General features: G+C 38.3%; 17 protein-coding genes and 1 pseudogene. 9 read left to right on the top strand and 9 right to left on the bottom strand.

Features of this window, described 5'->3' with window-relative positions; all coding sequences use genetic code 11:
* Nucleotides 1-48 precede the first annotated feature (48 nt).
* Nucleotides 49-510, bottom strand: a complete 462-nt coding sequence (locus H7N67_RS07165; protein WP_000444096.1) for a helix-turn-helix domain-containing protein — start codon at nucleotides 508-510, stop codon at nucleotides 49-51.
* A gap of 143 nt (nucleotides 511-653) precedes the next feature.
* On the opposite strand from H7N67_RS07165, the gene H7N67_RS07160 reads away from it, so the two are divergent.
* Nucleotides 654-1,205, top strand: coding sequence for a YbhB/YbcL family Raf kinase inhibitor-like protein (locus H7N67_RS07160; protein ID WP_097707386.1), 552 nt, complete (start codon nucleotides 654-656; stop codon nucleotides 1,203-1,205).
* Between the two features lie 15 nt (nucleotides 1,206-1,220).
* Here the strand turns inward: H7N67_RS07160 and H7N67_RS07155 are convergent, their stop codons facing one another.
* From H7N67_RS07155 to H7N67_RS07140, 4 genes are read right to left on the bottom strand one after another with little or no spacing between them, the layout of a single operon-like run.
* Complete coding sequence (locus H7N67_RS07155; RefSeq protein WP_187939526.1) at nucleotides 1,221-2,390, bottom strand: beta-1,4-N-acetylgalactosaminyltransferase; 1,170 nt, start codon at nucleotides 2,388-2,390, stop codon at nucleotides 1,221-1,223.
* A gap of 50 nt (nucleotides 2,391-2,440) precedes the next feature.
* Nucleotides 2,441-3,547 carry a 1-deoxy-D-xylulose-5-phosphate reductoisomerase gene (gene dxr, locus H7N67_RS07150; RefSeq protein WP_187939525.1) on the bottom strand — a complete coding sequence of 369 codons (1,107 nt, stop codon included), beginning with the start codon at nucleotides 3,545-3,547 and terminating at the stop codon, nucleotides 2,441-2,443.
* Nucleotides 3,548-4,348 carry a phosphatidate cytidylyltransferase gene (locus H7N67_RS07145; protein ID WP_187939524.1) on the bottom strand — a complete coding sequence of 267 codons (801 nt, stop codon included), beginning with the start codon at nucleotides 4,346-4,348 and terminating at the stop codon, nucleotides 3,548-3,550.
* A gap of 12 nt (nucleotides 4,349-4,360) precedes the next feature.
* A complete protein-coding gene (locus H7N67_RS07140) occupies nucleotides 4,361-6,007 on the bottom strand; it encodes an SLC13 family permease (RefSeq protein WP_187939523.1) in 1,647 nt (548 codons plus the stop codon).
* A gap of 95 nt (nucleotides 6,008-6,102) precedes the next feature.
* On the opposite strand from H7N67_RS07140, the gene mnmG reads away from it, so the two are divergent.
* The 3 genes from mnmG (at nucleotide 6,103) to hcpA (ending at nucleotide 9,993) form a co-directional block, all read left to right on the top strand.
* Nucleotides 6,103-7,968 (top strand): tRNA uridine-5-carboxymethylaminomethyl(34) synthesis enzyme MnmG, encoded by a 1,866-nt coding sequence (mnmG, locus tag H7N67_RS07135; protein ID WP_187939522.1) that lies wholly within the window; start codon nucleotides 6,103-6,105, stop codon nucleotides 7,966-7,968.
* 10 nt (nucleotides 7,969-7,978) lie between these two features.
* Complete coding sequence (dapE, locus tag H7N67_RS07130) at nucleotides 7,979-9,160, top strand: succinyl-diaminopimelate desuccinylase (RefSeq protein ID WP_187939521.1); 1,182 nt, start codon at nucleotides 7,979-7,981, stop codon at nucleotides 9,158-9,160.
* Between the two features lie 80 nt (nucleotides 9,161-9,240).
* Nucleotides 9,241-9,993 carry a Sel1-like repeat protein HcpA gene (hcpA, locus tag H7N67_RS07125; RefSeq protein ID WP_187939520.1) on the top strand — a complete coding sequence of 251 codons (753 nt, stop codon included), beginning with the start codon at nucleotides 9,241-9,243 and terminating at the stop codon, nucleotides 9,991-9,993.
* Between the two features lie 201 nt (nucleotides 9,994-10,194).
* Here the strand turns inward: hcpA and htpG are convergent, their stop codons facing one another.
* A complete protein-coding gene (gene htpG, locus H7N67_RS07120) occupies nucleotides 10,195-12,060 on the bottom strand; it encodes a molecular chaperone HtpG (RefSeq protein WP_187939519.1) in 1,866 nt (621 codons plus the stop codon).
* A 102-nt stretch (nucleotides 12,061-12,162) separates the two neighbouring features.
* Nucleotides 12,163-13,515 (bottom strand): outer membrane beta-barrel protein HofA, encoded by a 1,353-nt coding sequence (hofA, locus tag H7N67_RS07115; protein ID WP_187939531.1) that lies wholly within the window; start codon nucleotides 13,513-13,515, stop codon nucleotides 12,163-12,165.
* Between the two features lie 154 nt (nucleotides 13,516-13,669).
* On the opposite strand from hofA, the gene H7N67_RS08040 reads away from it, so the two are divergent.
* Both H7N67_RS08040 and H7N67_RS07110 read left to right on the top strand, forming a co-directional pair.
* Entirely contained in the window at nucleotides 13,670-13,831 is a 162-nt protein-coding gene (locus H7N67_RS08040) for a glycosyltransferase family 8 protein (RefSeq protein ID WP_232263040.1), read from the top strand.
* The gene (locus H7N67_RS07110; protein WP_332258215.1) at nucleotides 13,812-14,840 is read left to right on the top strand and encodes a glycosyltransferase family 8 protein; all 1,029 of its coding nucleotides are present in this window, start codon (nucleotides 13,812-13,814) and stop codon (nucleotides 14,838-14,840) included. Before H7N67_RS08040 ends, H7N67_RS07110 begins: the two co-directional genes overlap by 20 nt.
* An 11-nt stretch (nucleotides 14,841-14,851) precedes the next feature.
* On the opposite strand, the gene H7N67_RS07105 is transcribed toward H7N67_RS07110, so the two are convergent.
* Entirely contained in the window at nucleotides 14,852-16,090 is a 1,239-nt protein-coding gene (locus H7N67_RS07105) for an Mrp/NBP35 family ATP-binding protein (RefSeq protein WP_000249743.1), read from the bottom strand.
* Between H7N67_RS07105 and H7N67_RS08035 the strand changes: the two genes are divergently transcribed.
* The 3 genes from H7N67_RS08035 to H7N67_RS07095 all read left to right on the top strand — a co-directional run bounded on the left by H7N67_RS08035 (nucleotide 16,055) and on the right by H7N67_RS07095 (nucleotide 19,962).
* Nucleotides 16,055-16,675: a DNA replication/repair protein RecF gene (locus H7N67_RS08035; RefSeq protein WP_232263038.1), complete on the top strand. Its 621-nt coding sequence runs from the start codon at nucleotides 16,055-16,057 to the stop codon at nucleotides 16,673-16,675. The two genes, H7N67_RS07105 and H7N67_RS08035, sit on opposite strands and share 36 nt — an antisense overlap.
* Nucleotides 16,627-17,118, top strand: a complete 492-nt coding sequence (locus H7N67_RS08030) for a hypothetical protein (protein ID WP_232263037.1) — start codon at nucleotides 16,627-16,629, stop codon at nucleotides 17,116-17,118. The genes H7N67_RS08035 and H7N67_RS08030 overlap by 49 nt, the downstream gene beginning before the upstream one ends.
* 807 nt (nucleotides 17,119-17,925) lie before the next feature.
* Nucleotides 17,926-19,962 carry a relaxase/mobilization nuclease domain-containing protein gene (locus H7N67_RS07095; RefSeq protein WP_187939518.1) on the top strand — a complete coding sequence of 679 codons (2,037 nt, stop codon included), beginning with the start codon at nucleotides 17,926-17,928 and terminating at the stop codon, nucleotides 19,960-19,962.
* A gap of 486 nt (nucleotides 19,963-20,448) precedes the next feature.
* On the opposite strand, the pseudogene H7N67_RS08225 reads toward H7N67_RS07095, so the two are convergent.
* A pseudogene (locus H7N67_RS08225) lies at nucleotides 20,449-20,518 on the bottom strand (RNA-guided endonuclease InsQ/TnpB family protein); the annotation flags it as partial.

Below are 20,518 nucleotides of genomic sequence, written 5' to 3'. Positions count from 1 at the left end.
TGCGAACATCCTCCTATCAAAAACCAACAACAGCCGCTACCAAGTCGCTTAAGGTTTTTTAAGGGGTCTCCCACGCCTGTCTTTTAAAGCGTCTATCCCCCCTTGTTGGTAACGCTTCTCCCACACATAAAGTTTTTGCAATTGTTTCGCGACTTCTTTTTTAGTGGGTTTAATGCCCCTAAGGTTATAAAGAGCGGTAATGATAATGGGCTTTGGGACATTAAACCTTTGGATAAATTCCAAACAATCTTTTTTGAGTTGGGAGTCTTGCTTGTTTTTAGTGATATCCACGTGGCTTAAATATTGCAACACGTAAAGGCGTTTTTCTTCATCTTCTTGCGCGATTTCTGGGGCTAACTCCATCCCTTGACTAACGCCTTTAAAAAACTTATTTGAAGCCTCTTGGGCGGGATAAACGCTCAAATAAGTTTCTAGTAAAGAAATCACTCTTTTTTGCTGTTCCAATAGTGCGTCTATCTTGGCGCTCAAACGATTTATTTTACTTTCCATGCGTTCAATGGTAACTAGTAAAAATAAATAACTATTTAATCATTAAAAATGATTATTCTAATACCATGCTCCAAATTAAGATGTATTTTTAAGATCATGCTACAATAAGAAAACGCGAAACGATTTCAAAAAAAAGGCTTAAAATGAAAACTTTTGAAGTGATGATTCAAACCGATTCGCAAGGGTATTTGGACGCTAAATTTGGTGGCAACGCCCCTAGAGGGTTTCTTAACCCAAACGGCTTACCCACTTATTCGCCTAAAATCTCATGGCAAAAAGTGGAAGGCGCTAAAAGCTACGCTTTAGAATTAATAGATCATGACGCACAAAAAGTGTGCGGCATGCCGTTTGTCCATTGGGTCGTGGGCAATATTTCTTACAATGTCTTAGAAGAAAACGCCTCCATGATGGATAAAAGGATTACTCAAGGGGTCAATTCGCTCACTCAAGGCTTTATCCGTTCACCGCTCAATGAAAGCGAAAAACAACGCTCCAATCTCAATAACAGCGTCTATATCGGCCCCATGCCTCCTAATGGTGATCACCATTACTTGATTCAAGTGTATGCTCTAGACATTCCTAAACTGGAATTAAAAGCCCCTTTTTTCTTAGGCGATTTGCATGATAAAATGCGCAACCATATCATCGCCATAGGGAGAAAGGAATTTCTATACAAGCAGTTTGTGAGGAAATAGGCTACATGCTTGTAGCTATTCTTTGGCTAAATTGAATTTTTGATACATTTCTAAAATCCTCTTTTCGTCTAGCATGCTTTCTTCAATCCTTGTGCCTATCAAATCGGCATGGCGTTTTTTAAATTCTTGTAAAGGGATCAAATCGTCATAAACGATAGCGTTTCGCCTCTTTTTAGCTAAAGGGAAGTGCCATTGCACCATTTCCTTATCTTTAATATGGTGTTTATCTTTAAGCTTTAGGACTTCATAACTTTCATCATTGTGTTGCCAAATTTCAAAAGGCTCGCAATCGTTATACAATAACCAATGATCCCCCCATGCGTCTAAAAACCCAAAATCCCCATCGTTACGAATAAACACTTCAAAATCCTGCACCACAAAATTAATGCGCGAATACATCACAACCTCTTTAATGCTCTTAGGGATATAAAAACTTTCATAAAGTTTTTTAGCGTCATAAATATGATCGCAATCAATTTTGACTACCCACTCATTTTTAGGGATAAAAGAAAGCGTATAATTATAGTAATGATAAAGTTGGTGCCACAAACTCGGGCAATCCTTTAGCATGACTTCATAAGGATAGCTGATAGGGATAAATGAAGGGAACTTTTTACAAAACTCTAAAACCACTTCTTTAGAGCCATCATCGCAATCATTAAAACCAATGACCCCCCTTTGAACGGCAGGAAGCATAGAAAACAAACTCTCTTCTAAAGTAACGATTTCATTTTTGACCCTGATAAAAGCCCATGGGTTTAAAGGGCTTTTAGGGTTTTGACTTTTTTTATCATAGTCAAAATAACCCGAATGCGTGGGATTGGGTAAAGTTAAAGTGGGATGGATAACCCTATCTTCTAAATGCCCCCCCCCCCCATAATTATAATTAAGAGAACTATTTTTATAAATACTCTTGTTGCGTTCCATGAAACTTTCATTATTTAAAGAGGCGATAGCCAAAAACACGCTTTCTTGATCGTCGTGGTTGAATAAAGCTTTTTCTTGAAGAGAATGAAGTTTTTTAGCCTCTAGCATTTCCTTAATTTCATGATTGATTCCATAATGAGCGTCCCCATCATGGGCGTTTTCATGGGCGTTTTTTGCCCCCTTAAAACCATGAACGCACCTCATTACAAAAGGCATTCTCTCTTTAACAAAACCCTTGATTTTATTCTTTAACCCCATAAAACTCCTAATTGAAATAAAACGCTATCACAAAGCGAAACCTTATTATACTACACTCTCGCTACACTTCCAAAACGCTCCCTAACTTCCTTATCTAACGCTAGCACTTCATCTAAACTAGAGAGCTTGAAAGGCGTTTTAGCGTATGATTCTAATGCTTGAGAAATGATTTGGATAAAGCCTCCAAAGGCGATTTCTTGATTCAAAAACTTCTTCATCGCCACTTCATTGCTCGCATTCAGCACCACGCCAAGCTTTGGGTTTTCTAACAACAAATCTTTATAACGCCACAAAGTGTAGCGCTCCACGCTAATGGGTTCGAATTTAATCGCGCTTAAAGCGTATAAATCTAAGGGCTTAATGGAAGCGTTCAACGAAGCGAATTTGGGGTTAATGGCATAGCTTATGGGTAGTTTCATGTCCGTGCTCGCTAAATGCGCGATGACAGAGTTGTCTTCAAACTCCACCAAAGCATGCACGATAGAACTTCTTTCAATCACAGCGTCAATCTTTAAAGACGCGCCAAAAAGCCAGTAAGTTTCTAAAATTTCAAAAAGTTTATTGACCATGCTCGCTGAATCAATGGTGATTTTATCCCCCATGCTCCAATTAGGGTGCTTGAGCGCGTTTTGCGCGTTTTGAATAGCAATAAGATCTAAAGGCGTGTCCCTAAAAGCCCCCCCACTCGCGCTAATGATTAAAGATTTAGGTTTTAAAGTCTTGTTTTGCAACAACGCCCACAAACCAAAATGCTCGCTATCAATGGGCGTGATTTGTGAAATGTCTAACAAATGCCCCGCGCTCACTAAACTTTCTTTATTCGCTAGGGCTAGTTTTTTGTTCCTTTGTAAGCTTTTAAAGCTCGCTTTCAATCCGGCTACGCCCACAATGGCGTTAAGGACTAAATTGGAAACGCACTCCTCTATCATCGCATCAATGCCGTCTAACCCCACAAACACTTTCGCACCCAAAGGCTCTAAACCATTCAAATCGCTAGGATCTAAGATCGCCACTTTCTTGGGTTTGAAAACTTTGATTTGCTCATTGATTAAAGCGATATTCTTCCCACAGCTTAAGGCTTCTATTTCTACGCCAAATTTTTTTGCGATTTTAAGGGCGTTTTTCCCGATAGAGCCGGTACTTCCTAAAACAACCATTCAATCCCCTAAAAACACCGCCGTCTCTTTCCAAACTTCCAAAAAATACAACAACACATGCAAGCTTAAAGCCCCAAAAAGCATGGAATCCAGTCGGTCCAAAACGCCCCCATGCCCGGGTAAAATCTTACCGCTATCCTTGATCCCAACTTTTCTTTTCAAATAGCTTTCATACAAATCCCCAAACACCGCCATAAGCGCGATTAAGAAACTGAATAAAAGTGCCATAAGAAAGCCTCCGCTCAATTTCCCCATGCCCACAAACGATCCCAAAACGCTCGCCAAAACAACGCCAATCAACGCGCCCTCTAAGGTTTTATTCGGTGAAGTGGCTGTGAAAGGGGTTTTGCCTAAAAGCTTGCCTCCAAAAAACGCCCCCACATCGCTTGCCACCACCACGACTAAAAGCCAAATGATCGCCACTGCGCCAAAATCCTTATAAATCCCAAAAAGCGCAAAAAACCCAACGCCCGGGTATAAAAAGGGTAAAATGGATTCACTGTGGTGCGCTTTTTGATAAGCGATGACGCTAGCCATGACCATGGCACTGATAAGAGCGCATTCTATGGGGCGCCCGTTAAAATACGCCGCTACCCATGATAACACTAAAATGAGATACAAACTAAAGCTCGCTTTAACCTGAAACAACCTTAACGCTTCAAAAAACCCTACCGCATAAATCCCCCCTAAAACCGCCCAAAACAACAACAAATTGTCCGCATACAAGATCAAGCCCGCTACAATGATTAAAACAAACCCTGTAATGTAACGAGACTTTTCCTTAAATAACTCTTCTTTCACTTTTTTCCTTAATCAATTAAATATTAACGAAACCAAAAAATAGCTAAACATGCTAATCAAAACAACGCCCACCAAATTAAGCCACAAACCAGCTTTAATCATATCCGTTATTTTAACATACCCAGAGCCATAAGCTATTGCATTGGGTGGGGTGGCTACAGGGAGCATGAACGCGCAAGTCGCGCTCAAGGCTACAGGAATGGTCAATAACAAGCTCTGATGGTTTTCATAACCCATGCCCATCGCCACTCCCCCAATCACCGGTAAAAACGCGGCAGCGGTGGCGGTGTTAGAAGTGATTTCGGTTAAGAAAATGACCATTAAAGTTACCATGACAATGATGAATAAAATCGGTAAATGCGAAAAGCCAGAGACTAAATGCCCGATCCACAAACTCAACCCGGTTTTAGAAAATTGCGCGCTCAAGGCTAACCCACCGCCAAATAAAAGCAACACGTCCCAAGGGAGTTTTTTAGCAACACCCCAATCAATGAGCCTATCGCCCTGATTGTTAGCGGGCAAAATGAATAAAAGTGCAGAAACCCCCATAGCGATCACGGAATCAATTTTATCTATTTTAATGCCCCAAGATTTTAAAATCGTATCTAAGAAAATCCACCCTAAAGACGCTAATATAAAAAGAATCCCCACCGAGATTTCCGCCTGACTCAAACGACCTAGTTTTTTTAACTCCGATTTAACGACTTCCTTACCCCCTGGGATTTCTTTAATCTTTAAAGGGAAAATCACATAAGTGAGCAAGAGCCACGCTAAAATGAGCATGATAAAGGCTAATGGTGTTCCAAACACCATCCACTGAGCGAAATCAATTTCAATATTGAAAGCGGTTTTCATATAGCCGGCCAATAAAGCGTTAGGCGGCGTGCCAATCAAAGTGCCTAAAGAGCCAATAGAAGCCGCATAAGCGATGCCAAGCATCAAGCAAATACTGAAATTCGTGCGATAGATAGTAGTCTTTTCTTGAATGACTTGGGTAATGTCTTTGCCCTTATGCACGATATTACTCATAATACCCCCATGCGCTTTGGTGATTTCTTCTTTTTGATAGAATGCATTAGAGGCGTTTTCTTTGCCCACAAGTTTAGCGACTAATTGCAAAACGCTCATGCCAACAGGAAACATCATTACCGCCGTTGCGGTATTGCTCACCCACATAGACAGAAAGCCTGTAGCGATCATGAAACCTAAAATCAACCTCCTAGGGCTTGTGCCTACCAATAAAATAATGCTTAAAGCGATGCGCGTGTGCAAGTTCCATTTTTGCATGCTTAAAGCTAAAATAAACCCTCCCATAAAAAGAAAGATAATGGGCGATGCGTAAGAAGCGCTAACGCTAGCGAATTGATCCACGCTAAAGACGCTAAAAAGCACCAAAGGTAAAAGCGCGGTTGCGGGCAGGTCAATGGCTTCAGTCATCCACCATATCCCCATTAAAACAGCCACCCCAGCCACAACAGGCATCGCCTTATAATTCAAAGAACTGAGCTTGGGGATTTCTTCTACAATATGAGACATTTGAGCGTTTAAAGCGTAATAGATAATGAGTGCGATTAACGCCCCCCCTATGAGACCAAACAAACGAACGATCTTGGTGCTTTTGTCATCAGCGTTCGTATCGGCATGCGAATGATTTTCCATTTTATTTTACCCTTTAAAATTACTAACCTACATGCTACAATAAAACTTTTTTAAAACTAGGGTTTTAGAAGAATAAAATCAAAACAGGAAAAAGAGTGGTAAAAGAAAGTGATATTTTAGTGGTTGGTGGGGGGCATGCGGGCATTGAAGCGAGCTTGATTGCGGCTAAAATGGGGGCTAGAGTGCATTTAATCACCATGCTCATAGACACGATCGGTTTAGCGAGCTGTAATCCAGCCATTGGGGGCTTGGGTAAAGGGCATTTGACTAAAGAAGTGGATGTTTTAGGGGGAGCTATGGGGATTATTACGGATCATAGCGGTTTGCAATATCGTGTGTTAAACGCTTCTAAAGGGCCGGCGGTTAGGGGGACTAGAGCGCAAATTGATATGGACACTTACCGCATTTTTGCAAGAAATCTTGTTTTAAACACCCCTAATTTGAGCGTCTCTCAAGAAATGACCGAAAGTTTAATCCTTGAAAACGATGAGGTAGTGGGCGTAACCACGAACATTAACAACACTTATAAAGCTAAAAAAGTGATCATCACCACAGGCACTTTTTTAAAAGGGGTGGTGCATATTGGCGAGCACCAAAACCAAAACGGGCGCTTTGGGGAAAACGCTTCCAACTCTTTAGCCTTGAATTTAAGGGAGCTTGGCTTTAAGGTGGAGAGGTTAAAAACCGGCACTTGCCCAAGAGTGGCGGGCAATAGCATTGATTTTGAAGGCTTAGAAGAGCATTTTGGGGATGCAAACCCTCCCTATTTCAGCTATAAAACCAAAGATTTTAACCCCACCCAACTCTCATGCTTTATCACTTACACTAACCCCATTACCCACCAAATCATTAGGGATAATTTCCACCGAGCCCCCCTATTTAGCGGTCAAATTGAAGGCATAGGCCCCAGGTATTGCCCTAGCATTGAAGATAAAATCAACCGCTTCAGCGAAAAAGAACGCCACCAGCTGTTTTTAGAGCCTCAAACCATCCATAAAAGCGAATATTATATCAACGGCTTAAGCACCTCTTTGCCCCTAGATGTGCAAGAAAAAGTCATTCATTCTATCAAAGGCTTAGAAAACGCTTTCATCACGCGCTATGGCTATGCGATAGAATATGATTTTATCCAGCCCACAGAATTGACCCACACTTTAGAAACCAAAAAAATCAAAGGGCTTTATTTGGCCGGGCAAATCAATGGGACTACCGGCTATGAAGAAGCGGCGGCTCAAGGTCTTATGGCTGGGATTAATGCGGTATTAGCCTTAAAGAATCAAGCCCCCTTTATTTTAAAGCGCAATGAAGCTTATATCGGCGTTTTGATTGATGATTTGGTTACTAAAGGCACGAATGAGCCTTACAGAATGTTTACCAGCCGGGCCGAATACCGCTTGCTTTTAAGAGAAGACAACACGCTTTTTAGGTTAGGCGAACATGCCTATCGTTTAGGGCTTATGGAACAGGATTTTTATAAGGAATTAAAAAAAGACAAACAAGCAATACAAGAAAACTTGAAACGCCTTAAGGAATGCGTCCTTACCCCTAGTAAAGAAGTGTTAAAACGCTTGAATGAATTAGATGAAAACCCCATCAATGACAAGATTGATGGCGTCAGTCTTTTAGCACGCGATAGTTTTAATGCAGAAAAAATGCGCTCCTTTTTTAGCTTTTTAGCCCCTTTGAATGAGCGGGTTTTAGAGCAGATTAAAATTGAATGTAAGTATAATATTTATATTGAAAAACAACACGAAAATATCGCTAAAATGGATAGCATGCTCAAGGTGTCTATCCCTAAACATTTTGTGTTTAAAGGCATTCCAGGCCTTAGCTTAGAAGCGGTAGAAAAATTAGAAAAATTCCGCCCCAAAAGCCTTTTTGAAGCCTCAGAAATCAGCGGGATCACCCCGGCGAATTTAGATGTTTTGCATTTATATATCCATTTGCGAAAAAACTCTTAAAGGATTTTTAATGGACGCTTTAGAAATCACCCAAAAACTCATCAGCTACCCCACCATTACGCCCAAAGAATGCGGTATTTTTGAATACATTAAATCGCTTTTTCCCACTTTTAAAACCCTAGAATGTGGGGAAAATGGCGTGAAAAACCTTTTTTTATACCGCATTTTTAACCCCCCCAAAGAGCATGCAGAAAAAAAGCATGCAGAAAAAGAACATGCAAAAGAAAAGCATGCAAAAGAAAATGTTAAGCCCTTGCATTTTTCTTTTGCAGGGCATATTGATGTCGTGCCTCCTGGAAACAATTGGCAAAGCGATCCCTTTAAACCCATTATTAAAGAGGGGTTTTTATACGGCCGTGGGGCGCAAGACATGAAAGGGGGCGTGGGGGCGTTTTTGAGCGCGAGTTTAAATTTTAACCCTAAAACCCCTTTTTTGCTTTCTATTTTACTCACGAGCGATGAAGAAGGGCCAGGGATTTTTGGCACAAAACTCATGCTAGAAAAACTCAAAGAAAAAGATTTATTACCCCATATGGCGATTGTGGCTGAACCCACTTGCGAAAAAGTCCTAGGCGATAGCATCAAAATTGGCCGAAGAGGCTCTATTAATGGCAAACTCATTTTAAAAGGCGTTCAAGGGCATGCGGCTTACCCGCAAAAATGCCAAAACCCCATTGATGCGCTCGCTTCGGTTTTGCCCTTGATTTCAGGAGTTCATTTAGACAATGGCGATGAGTGTTTTGACCCTTCAAAATTAGTCATCACCAACTTGCACGCAGGGTTAGGGGCTAATAATGTTACACCAGGGAGCGTAGAAATTACCTTTAATGCGCGCCATTCTTTAAAAACCACTAAAGAGAGTTTGAAAGAATATTTAGAAAAGGTTTTAAAAGATTTGCCTCACACTTTAGAATTAGAATCAAGCAGTTCGCCTTTCATCACGGCTTCTCATTCAAAGCTTACCAGCGTTTTAAAAGAAAATATTTTAAAAACATGCCGCACCACCCCCCTTTTAAACACCAAAGGCGGCACGAGCGATGCGCGATTTTTTAGCGCTCACGGCATAGAAGTGGTGGAATTTGGCGCCATTAATGACAGGATCCATGCCATTGATGAAAGGGTGAGCTTGAAAGAATTAGAGCTTTTGGAAAAAGTGTTTTTGGGGGTTTTAGAGGATTTGAGCGAGAAATAAAATAAATAAACATTAAGTAAGGCTTATCAATATTTGATTACAATTATAAAGGGTTACATTTTTTTAATAGGAGATATATCATGCTAGGAAGCGTTAAAAAAACCCTTTTTGGGGTCTTGTGTTTGGGTGCGTTGTGTTTAAGAGGGTTAATGGCAGAGCCAGACGCTAAAGAGCTTGTTAATTTAGGTATAGAGAGCGCGAAGAAGCAAGATTTCGCTCAAGCTAAAACGCATTTTGAAAAAGCTTGTGAGTTAAAAAATGGCTTTGGGTGTGTTTTTTTAGGGGCGTTTTATGAAGAAGGGAAAGGAGTGGGAAAAGACTTGAAAAAAGCCATTCAATTTTACACTAAAGGTTGTGAATTAAATGATGGTTATGGGTGCCGCCTACTAGGAAATTTATACTATAACGGACAAGGCGTTTCTAAAGACGCCAAAAAAGCCTCACAATATTACTCTAAATCTTGTGAATTGAACCATGCTGAAGGGTGTACGGTATTGGGAAGCCTACACCATTATGGCGTAGGCACGCCTAAGGATTTAAGAAAGGCTCTTGATTCGTATGAAAAAGCTTGCGATTTAAAAGACAGCCCCGGGTGTATTAATGCAGGATACATGTATGGTGTGGCAAAGAATTTTAAGGAGGCTATCGTTCGTTATTCTAAAGCATGCGAATTAAAAGATGGTAGGGGGTGTTATAATTTAGGGGTTATGCAATACAACGCTCAAGGTACAGCAAAGGACGAAAAGCAAGCGGTAGAAAACTTTAAAAAAGGTTGCAAATCAAGCGTTAAAGAAGCATGCGACGCTCTCAAGGAATTAAAAATAAAATTTTAGTTTTAATAAAGTTAAGCTAAATATGGCGTTTAGCTGGCTTTTACGCTTTTTAATGTTTTAAAGAAAACATAAACCCTACAGAATAATCATTTTTAATGATCATAAAAAGCGTTTATCGCACCCATTCATTGCCGTTTTTAGATTGGCGCTTGAAGGGTTTAAGCGAGTTTATTCCAAACCCTTAAAAGGGTTTTTAATCTCCTACAACGCTTTCAACAGCACGCTATTCAAACGCTCGTTAAAGCTTTTAGCGTCTTTTAAAGCCCCTTTTTCTAAAAGCTTCGCCCCATCATAAAGCAACCAGATAAAAGCGCTCAACTGCTCTTTATCTTCGCATTTTAAGAGTTTTTGCAAAATCGCATGGTTAGGGTTTAATTCTAGCGTTTTCTTGCTTTCAGGAACGCTTTGCCCCATTTGGCGCATCCAATTAGCCATCATCGCATTTTGTTCATCGCCTATTAAAGCCACCGCTGAAGTGAGATGACCAGAAAGCTCTACGCCCTTAATCTCATCTTTAAGATTTTCTTCAAACGCTTTGATTAAATCTTTAAACTGATCTTTTACCTCATCATGGATTTCTTCCAAACCAAGCTCTTTCAAGCTCTCGCTATGGCTAGCGTCTCTAAAGGGCGTTTTATCGTATTCATTCACGCCTGGCATCACAAACGCATCAATTTCATCGCTCAACAACAAAACATCATAGCCTTTTTGAGCGTATTTTTCTAAAAGCGGGGACGCTTTTAGTAAGTCTAAATTTTCGCCTAAAAGGTAGTAAATGCTTTTTTGATTTTCTTTTAAATTTTCTTTGTATTCTTTTAAAGAAATCCATTCTCCTTTATCTTTAGAATAGAATCTCAACAATTCTAAAAGTTTTTCTTTGTTTTCAAAATCCCCATACAAGCCTTCTTTTAACACTTTACCGAAAGGCTCATAGAATTTATGGTAATTCTTGCTATCCTTGCTCAAGCGCTCAATCTCGCTTAAAATCTTTTTCACTGAAGCCGAACGGATATTGGCTAAAATCTTATTCTGCTGCAAGATTTCACGGCTCACGTTCAAGGGCAAATCTTCGCTGTCAATCACGCCTTTAACAAACCTCAAATAAGACGGCAACAATTCTTTGTCATCATCAGTGATAAACACCCTTTTAACATAAAGTTTGACCCCGCTTTTATAATCCACCCTAAACAAATCAAAGGGCGCTTTGCTAGGGATGTAAAAAAGCGTTGTGTATTCTAAAGAGCCTTCCACTTTATTATGGATATAGCTCAAAGGCTCGCTGTTGTCATGTGCAAACGATTGGTAGAAATCTTTGTAATCCTTGTCTTTCAACTCGCTCTTATTCATTTTCCATAAAGCGCTCGCTTGATTGATTTGCTCGCATTTTTCTTCTTTAACTTCTTTTTTATTATCCCCTTCGCCCTCATATTTCGTATCGGTGTAAGTTAGAAAAATAGGGAAAGGGATATGCTCAGAATACTTTTTAACAATGCTATCAATCTCCCAACGGCTCGCAAAATGAGAATCTTCATCTTTTAAAAAGAGAGTGATTTCTGTGCCTTGCTCCTCTTTGACGCACTCGCTGATTTCAAACTTGCCCTTACCATCGCTCACCCATGCATAAGCTTGATCACTATTTACCTTTTTGGTTTGAACGACAATCTTACTCGCTACCATGAACGCCGAATAAAAGCCCACGCCAAATTGGCCAATCAGTGCGCTATCTTTTTTCTTATCCCCGCTCAAAGCGCTTAAAAAACTCTTCGTGCCTGATTTAGCGATCGTGCCTAGATGCTCAATGAGATCGCTTTTATCCATGCCTATACCATTGTCTTTAATCGTTAAGGTCTTTTTCTGGCTATCAAAACTCAAATGAATGCTAGGCGTGGTATTCAGCCCTTTTAATTTCTCATCGGTTAGCATCAAATAATTCAGCTTGTCCAAAGCGTCGCTCGCGTTAGAAATCAACTCTCTTAAAAAAATCTCTTTATTAGAATACAAAGAATGGATCATCAAATCCAAAAGCTGGTTGATTTCAGTTTGGAAGGTGTATTCTTGATTAGACATTGAACTTTTCCTTTAATAAAATTTTTAAGATTATACAATAAAAGCGCGCTTAAAAGGGGCATGCTATGGCTTAAAAGATAACATGAAAGGATGTTTAATTCCTTAAAAATGATAACTCATAGAGCTCATCAAATAGCTTCTATCTTGAATGGTTTGAGCGAAATCAGGGTTATAACCGCTTGTAAAAAACCCTACCTTATAACCCTTATGCATCGTGATTTGATAGCCATTAACCATTAGTATGAAATAGATATGTTTTTTAAGGTTATATTTGAGAGTAACCCCTAAGCTTTGCGAATCAGCCCTCGGGGAATAGGTCAATTTCCCATACAATTGCACCAAAAGGTTTTTAATACTCTTCCCTACAAAAGCGTTAATCGTTATGGAATTAGCGTTGTAAAAATTGGAATAAGCGTCTTCATAAGGGGTGTCATCTTTCGTGTCATAAAAAGGATCAATGGGTGAGCCATTCCAGCCTAATTGAACGCTCGCGTTCCCAAAATTCTTATACACGCTCCAGCCAAAACGATAAGAGCGGAAATTGATCCTTTGAAACACAAACAAAGCCGCGCTTTTTTTACCCACTAAAGCGGCCCTATAATAATCTTTAGACAGATAATCGCTATAAAGGGGGAACCATGCGTAAAAAGTCGTTTGGATGCGCCAAAGAGATTTCCAATAAGACTTTGTGTCATGGGTGATTTCAAATCCAGGAGCGTTAAAATTCTTAGGGTAAAACCAAATAAAAGGCGCAACTCTAATGTATTTATTTTCGTAAATGAGGTTGAAATTGTGCATGCCGTAGTTGGTTTTTTGCTTGTAATTGACAGGGGCGTAAAAATCCCTAATGTATTGCTCATTGGCTAAAGCCCTTCCAAAGGTGCTAAACCACTCTATTCTAAACTTTTTCCACCGGTAAAAAAGCTCAAACCCTTGATTAAACCCGCTCAAAAACAAAGCTTTAGAAGGGTAACGCCCTAGTTTAATCCCAAAAATATCCTTATATTGATAATCTAAATACAAATTGTATAGCACATAAGGCCTGGCGTTTTGAGCCTTTTGCTCTCTGGTCCAATTTTGGCTGTGTTGCATCAAATAGCCCTCCCATCGCCCCATGTAATACCAATTCGCCGGCTGAAACCCTGCCTTAGGGTTGGCTTCATCAATCAAAAATTTCGTGGAATCATAAGCTAACGCTCCTATTTCGCCCCCCACCCCAAAACCCAATTTGTGGTTTTCAATCCCTTTAGGGAGCAAACTAACATCAATTTGTAAAGCCCCGGTAGTGGTTACATAACTCCCTGTAGGATAAATCCCTTTTTTTGAATTGATAACCGACTGGTTGAAAGCGATGCGCGAAAATGATCCCACTCTCGCACTGATTTGATACTCAAAAGCGTTGAGAAAAACCCCATTCAAAGCTAAAAACCCTAGCCAAACTTTTTGATTAAGCACCCTTTTATCAAACACCTTTTTATTGAATTCTAATATTATGCCATAAAACAAACTCACCATTTTGGTTTTGAAAAAAAAAAAAAAAACGATAAGATTACAAATCACCCCCTTTTTTACAAAAAACGGGTTCAATTTGAAGATTTAAGGACTGCGCATGCAAGAGATTATCCCTATTGTGGTGGCTTTTGATAATAATTATTGTATCCCTGCTGGGGTGAGCTTGTATTCCATGCTAGTGCACGCCAAACGAGAGAGAGAGAGAGAGAGTAAAACTCTTTTATCAAATCCATTGTTTGGTGGAGGATTTAAGTGCTGAAAATATAGCCAAATTAGAAGAAACGATCGCTCCTTTTAGCGCTTTTTCCAGTATAGAGTTTTTGGATATTTCTAATGAAGAATTAGAACCACGCCACAATCATTACAAGCTTGATGCTTTAATAGCTAATGAAATTAAAAAATTGTATTTAAAACTCAATGCTTTTTCGCAAAAACGCTTTTCTAAAATGATCATGTGCCGTTTCTTTTTCGCTTCCCTTTTCCCCCAATACGAAAAGATGATCATGTTTGATGCGGACACTTTGTTTGTGAATGATATGAGCGAGAGCTTTTTTATCCCCCTTGAAACGCATTATTTTGGGGCTGTGAGGGAAAAAGATTTGATCGCTATGGATAGGAATTCGGCTAAGGATTTATACGAATTGCACCAAATGCACGCAAAATCTATCGGCGTTGCTGACGCTTTCCCTAATTTAGAAGAAGCTCAAATCCTTTTTGAAAATTACTTCAATGCAGGGTTTTTAGCCTTAAATTTAAAATCATGGCGTGAAGAAAATCTGGAAAACCAATTGATTGAATTTTTCATTGTGAAAAACGAAAAACTTTTATTTCCCGAACAAGATACTTTGTGTTTTGTGTGCCGTGGTAGGATTTTAGAACTGCCTTATTCCTACAACGCCCACCCCAGCTTCCTTGATACGCCATCATTCCCTAGCATCAAAGAAGCGCGCATGCTGCATTTTTGGGGCGATAAACCCTGGAAACTCTTAAGCGTCATTGGTGCGAAAAAATGGCATGAAATTTTGATCCAAACGCCTTTTAAGGACACTTATTTTAACGCCCCCTTTTTAGATCACCTCTTTGAATCCCTTCAAAATAAAGACAAAGAAACCCAAGAAATCCACGCTTTCAATAAAGCCCTATCCTTTTCAGACAAGCGGCATTCTTTTGAATTTCTTCTGCCTAGGCTTTCTTCTAAACTCCTTGTAGAATTTTTGCTTTTTAAAATCAAACAAAAAGTGAAGCGATTGATTAAAAGGGTTTTTTAACCCTTTTAAAACTAATGCGAGCAAGCATGCGTTTGCGTGGGCTGGATGTCCTTGTTATCGGCTAATTTCTCTTTTTCCACTTTGTCTAAAAAAGCGCTTAAATCCTTTGCCATTTTTTCAAAAATCTTAGCGCTCACGCTATCAGGGTGAGAAATCACAATCGGTTCGCCCCTATCCCCCCCTAAACGCACTTTAGGCTCTAAAGGGAGCTTGGCTAAAATCTGCGTGTGATAAGCTTCTAATAATCCGCTCATGGAATTTGAGCCAAAAATCTCGCTCTCTTTCTTGCAATGTTCGCACACAAAACTCCCCATATTTTCTACAATGCCCGCAATAGGAATGTGTAGTTTCTTAAACATGTCCAAACTCCGTTTAGCGTCATCTAAACTCACTATTTGAGGCGTAGTAACGGTGATTCCTGCGCTCAAAGGCACGGCTTGGGCTAGCGTGAGCTGTGCATCGCCTGTTCCTGGGGGCATATCCACCACCAGCACATCTAAATCCCCCCAAATAATATCGCTTAGCATCTGTTCAATCGCTCGCATGAGCATGGGTCCTCTCCAAATGAGACTCTGCCCCTCATCATACAAAAGCCCCATGCTCATCACAGAAACGCCAAAAGCCTTTAAAGGAATGAGTTTTTTACCGCTAGGATCCATGATCACATCAGCGTTTTGCAAGCCCATCATTCTAGGGATATTAGGGCCATACACATCAGCGTCTAGTAGCCCCACTTTTTGGTTTAAATTCGCTAAAGCGATGCTTAAATTCACGCTGGTGGTGCTTTTACCCACACCGCCCTTGCCTGAGCTTATCATGACCACATGCTTGATGTTTTTAGCCAGATTTTTAGTGGTGGGCTTTGGGGCTTGCGGTTTAGGCGGGGTTTTAATATCCAAATTCAAAGCCTTCACGCCTTTTTCTTGCATCGCTTTGGAGATATTTTCCCTTAAAATCGCGCTCGTTTCTTCAGAGCTTGAGGGGATTTCTATTAAAAGCCCTAATTGGTTGTCATGCAAAGTGATATTTTTAACAAAACCAAAGCTGACAATATCCTTTTCAAAATTAGGGTAAATAATCGTTTTTAACGCGTTTAAGACATCTTCTTGGGTGAGCATTTTAATCCTTAAAATGATAGTATTTGAATTTTCTTTATAGCATGTTTTGTTTAATTTTGCATTATAAATTAAATTTGCGTTTTTAAAGGATAGGGCATGGAATTTTATAAGCGTGTTTTGAAATTGCACCATTTTAGGAATTTGGGTAAAAACTCGCCTACAGAATTGCTTTTAAATTCAAGTTTTGAAAAACATGGGGGGTTGGTGGTTTTAGTGGGGGAAAATAATGTCGGCAAAAGCAATGTTTTAGAAGCCTTGAAAGCGTTTAATGATGATACTAATTCTCTATGCACTATAGAAAATCATGAAGAACAAATTAAAAAACCAACCATATTAAGTCTTATTAATACAATTGAAAATAACCAACAACTTGAAACGCTTTCTTGGGTAGAACTCAAAGAAAGCAAAGAGAATGAACAAAATAGTTTTGAAATGAATTTCTGTCCGTTTGAGAGACATAAGTCATTTTATAAACAATTTTATAACCATACAGATAATTTTACAAAGGAAATTATACAATCTGTTAGAGAAGCCCTAGAAGAATTATTGCCTGATACTGATGATACTCTAAGCCATAAGAAATATTGTGAAGATCTTAAAAACTCTTGTGATAACTTTTTAAACCAATACAAAGAGACATTAAGGTTAAACGAAATGAATTTCAACAAATGTATAAAGTCGATAGAACACAAAAAGATAAGAAAAAAGCCAAAGTAGCGTATAAAAATCTTAAAGAAAAACTTTTATTACACATTCTCTTAACTTTCAAAGAATATAGCTTGTCAAAATTAATAGAAAGTTCTGATGAGAATAATGAAACATTAGAAAAAATGAGATCAAAATTTAAAGAGCGATCAGATAGAATAAAAAATAGATTAGAACAATCTCGCAACACCATTCCAAAAGACCCTAAAAAACAAGCTTTCTTGTTCCATTTGTTACCAGAAATTACCAATTGCGATAATCCTTTTGAGCTTAAAGATGAAGATTTGTCTATTGATGTATCAAAAATAAGCTTTTCAGCAATTAAAAACATGCCTAAATGCAATAAAGTGTGGCAAGCAATGTGTGAATGGTGCGATAAACATTGGCTATTTGTCGGTGCAATAATTAAACTAACCGACATAGTAAAAGAACCACCATTCCGTGCAAGAATGTAAGTTTTAAGCGTTCTCTAAGTTTCAAGTTAAATTCAATTAAAAATCATTTGGAAATATAACACAAACTTTCTAAACAAAAGCTTAAAGAATAATTTCATTCCTTTAGCATTATCTACAAGTTCTTATGAAATGAACTGAAAGTTCTTTGGTTCTAGCTGTAAGTTATCAAGCGAGTTTCTAGTAAGTTCTAATGTGGTGTCATTCTAGTTTTTAATCGTGTAGGCAACCTAGTTCTCTGATTTTTGCTTACAAGTTCGTATCTATCTAGCCCATTAGTTCGTATCAGTGGGCTGTAAGTTCTTTTTTGTTAGCAACTAAGTTCTTATCATTTAGCTATTTAGTTCTAATATTTGGCTGTAAGTTCTTTCAGTGAAAGTCTCTAAGTTTTCACAGCATTGCTAACAAGTTCTTGCTCTTAAATTTTGTAGTAAGGGAAGTAAGTTCTTGAACGAAATTTTTATCCCTTGACTAGATTAAAAAAATATCTCATCTATCAAAGCACTCTCTTTAAAACTTTTTGAAAAAAGTTAGCAAAAACCCTTATTTTTTAAAAATCTAGCTCCAAGCCCCTTAAATACGAAGTTTTAACCTAATGTGTACGCACACATGGTGTTATCCTGCACCTATTTTTGATTTAGGTCTTTTTTCAATTCTTTGTGCTATGCTAAAAAGATAAGCATTTAGCATTAAGCTTGTTTAAAATTTGGGCGTTTTTAACGCTCTTCTTAGTAAGGGAAATGAAGTCAATTTGAAAGCGTGCGAATTAGATAAAATTTTAACTTTGTTATTAAGTCTTGAAGGGCTCGTATGCTAGATGGAGCTATAAAAGATACTAAGCTGGATAATCGCCCTATGGATTTATCTTTTTTAGATGATATTTTAGAGCATATGCGAAAGCCTAGACCCAACGATAGCGATAAAGTGGATAAAAGATTGCTCATCAAATTCAATCAATTTAGTTCTAATCCAAAGTCTATTAAATCTAATTTAATTGGCACAAAGAGCGCTAGTCCTGTGCTGATTAAAAACATAGGGCAAATGAAACGATCCCATTTAGAAAATGCCCTAAGCTATGCTTTAGAAAACAGCGAAACAGCCTATAATGAAATGTTTATGGAGTGCGACAAGCAATTCATCTTAGAGACTTGGCTCAATGACTTTGATTTGACTAACGACTACAACGAAGCTATGCACTTAGTTTTTTCTATCAAAGACAAGCCAGATAAGGAGATAATGCAAGGGCTTTTATATTCCACTTGGGAAAGTTTAAAAGTAAGGTTACCTGAATATAAATTTGCTCTAGTCCCCCATACACACCAAGACCACGCCCATATCCATTGTTTCATCAACAAGACTAATCAACTAACACGAAGAAGACTGCGTTTTAAAGGGCATGAGGATTGCAAAGAATTTTTTAACGAATTAAGAAATGAGTTTGCTTACCGACTGAATAACCATTTATTAAGCGAAGAATACCTGTATGTCAATGAGCATAAGCTCAAAGAATTAGACAATATCAAACAGCAATTACAAGACTTGGAAAAAGAAGAAAAAGCCTTAGAGCAAATTAAAACCCCACAAGATGAGTGGGATTTAAACAAGGCTTTACAAAAAGAATACCTACAAGAACTAACAGCTAAAAACAAAGCAAAAGCCCTAGACATTCAAAACAACCAAAGCACCCCTTTAAAACAAAAGATTTCTGCATTTAAAATCGCTCTCTTTAACCATAAAGACACAAGCAATAAGGAAAAAGAAAGCCTAAATATTGACAGAATAGACAAAAGAAAGCCAGTAGGCGAACACTTAAAAAACACCAGCAAGCAAGAGCTATACGAACTCTTAAGCTTTTATCAAAAAGAATTAGATAAAAAACAAAAACATTGTGCCTTTAAGAATTTTCATATTCTCGATGATTTAGACAAAAACTTTGAAAGAGAGACTAAGGGCTTTTCTGTGTTAAAGAAAAAAGAAATGCTACTAAGTAAGCTAGAACGCCTAGATAAACGCCTTTTGGATAAAAACTCACACCTACTATTAGCTCAATTAAGAAATGAAGTGAGAACTAAAAACAACACACAATACAATAATTTAACTAATCCTATTTTTTTAGCCAAAACATTAGAACTTCCTAAGGACAAGCGCCCCACTCTCAAAACCTTTAAAAACGCTTATTTTAGTGCTAGAAAATATCAATTTATGCTAGAAAGCTTTAAAGCCAAACAAGATGACCCCACTTATAAGCTTAATGACAATACTTGTGAGTTAGTGAGTAAGCAATTACAAGACTATCAAAAGACTATGCTCTTACTCGCCAAAGAAAGACTACTCTTTTTAGAACAAGATTTAAAGCAAAAAGAAGAAGAGTTTAAAAGAGCCAAAGAGAGCTATTTCAAAGCCCTAGAAAGCTATAAAGAGACTTTTTCATTACCCTTAAAAGAAAAACAAGACTTTCTCAAACAAACTAAGCAATTTTCTAAACTTTCTAAGGATATTGTCTATATCTGTAATGAAATCATAGGGGCTAATCGGTTCTTAACCCACTATGACAATCTAAACCTTGAAAAAGTCCTAGAACACGCCAAAGACACTAATCTAGAGCAAAAACAAATTCAAGCTATTACCAAAGAACCTAACAACGATGAGCCTTGGATTGAGTTTGGTAAAAAAGAACAAGCTAGAGCTAAAGCACACTATCAAGCTATGATAGAAAAAGAAAAAGCTAAACAATTAGCTAAAGAGCCAAAGAAAACCTTACACCCTAATGAGCTTGATTATGACCCCAAAGCTCATGCTGGATTGAAAGAAAATGACAACACAAACTTTAAAGGGCGTAATAGATAATGCTCTCAAGCGATGATTGCCTTTAATGTTCTTAATAAAGAATATACCCTTTGATTAAAGGGGTTTATTCTTGTTCTTTTCACAAATTAGCTTATTTAAACAGATATACAAATAAAGCACTCTAAAATGCCCCACAATCAAAATAAAGCCATAAGATAAGACAAACTATTAACCTAAAAACAAAAACGCTTTAAAACGCCTTGTAGAGCTTAAATTTTTCTTAAGTAGCACGCAAAAATTTAAAACCTTAAAGTTTTCTTAAACATAATCATAAAGCAAGTTTAAACCTAACCCTTGAACCTACTATCAAATCAAACTTAACTCTTTTAATACTAAGAGCTAGAAACAAACCTTAACCCTACACACTCTAAACAAAAACCTTTCTAATCCTAAATGCTAATGAGACAAACCGCTTACAACCTAACTTAAGTGAAACCACCCCTTGCTAAAGCAAGGAGCTTCCTAACTAAAGCGCCCTAATGGACACTAACACGAAAGGCTTTGTTCTTTAAAGTCTGCATGGATATTTCCTACCCCAAAAAGACTTAACCCTTTG

The organism is Helicobacter pylori, assembly GCF_014498195.1.
GTDB lineage: Bacteria > Campylobacterota > Campylobacteria > Campylobacterales > Helicobacteraceae > Helicobacter > Helicobacter pylori_DO.
Note: the sequence above shows the minus strand (reverse complement) of the source record. Positions and strands in the feature narration are given on the sequence as shown.

Bases quoted from the DNA above. Each gene is read 5' to 3' on its own strand.
- H7N67_RS07165 (WP_000444096.1), bottom strand. From the start codon at position 510: ATGGAAAGTAAAATAAATCGTTTGAGCGCCAAGATAGACGCACTATTG.
- H7N67_RS07160 (WP_097707386.1), top strand. From the start codon at position 654: ATGAAAACTTTTGAAGTGATGATTCAAACCGATTCGCAAGGGTATTTG.
- H7N67_RS07155 (WP_187939526.1), bottom strand. From the start codon at position 2,390: ATGGGGTTAAAGAATAAAATCAAGGGTTTTGTTAAAGAGAGAATGCCT.
- dxr (WP_187939525.1), bottom strand. From the start codon at position 3,547: ATGGTTGTTTTAGGAAGTACCGGCTCTATCGGGAAAAACGCCCTTAAA.
- H7N67_RS07140 (WP_187939523.1), bottom strand. From the start codon at position 6,007: ATGGAAAATCATTCGCATGCCGATACGAACGCTGATGACAAAAGCACC.
- dapE (WP_187939521.1), top strand. From the start codon at position 7,979: ATGGACGCTTTAGAAATCACCCAAAAACTCATCAGCTACCCCACCATT.
- hcpA (WP_187939520.1), top strand. From the start codon at position 9,241: ATGCTAGGAAGCGTTAAAAAAACCCTTTTTGGGGTCTTGTGTTTGGGT.
- htpG (WP_187939519.1), bottom strand. From the start codon at position 12,060: ATGTCTAATCAAGAATACACCTTCCAAACTGAAATCAACCAGCTTTTG.
- H7N67_RS08040 (WP_232263040.1), top strand. From the start codon at position 13,670: ATGCAAGAGATTATCCCTATTGTGGTGGCTTTTGATAATAATTATTGT.
- H7N67_RS08035 (WP_232263038.1), top strand. From the start codon at position 16,055: ATGGAATTTTATAAGCGTGTTTTGAAATTGCACCATTTTAGGAATTTG.
- H7N67_RS07105 (WP_000249743.1), bottom strand. From the start codon at position 16,090: ATGGTGCAATTTCAAAACACGCTTATAAAATTCCATGCCCTATCCTTT.
- H7N67_RS08030 (WP_232263037.1), top strand. From the start codon at position 16,627: ATGTATAAAGTCGATAGAACACAAAAAGATAAGAAAAAAGCCAAAGTA.
- H7N67_RS07095 (WP_187939518.1), top strand. From the start codon at position 17,926: ATGCTAGATGGAGCTATAAAAGATACTAAGCTGGATAATCGCCCTATG.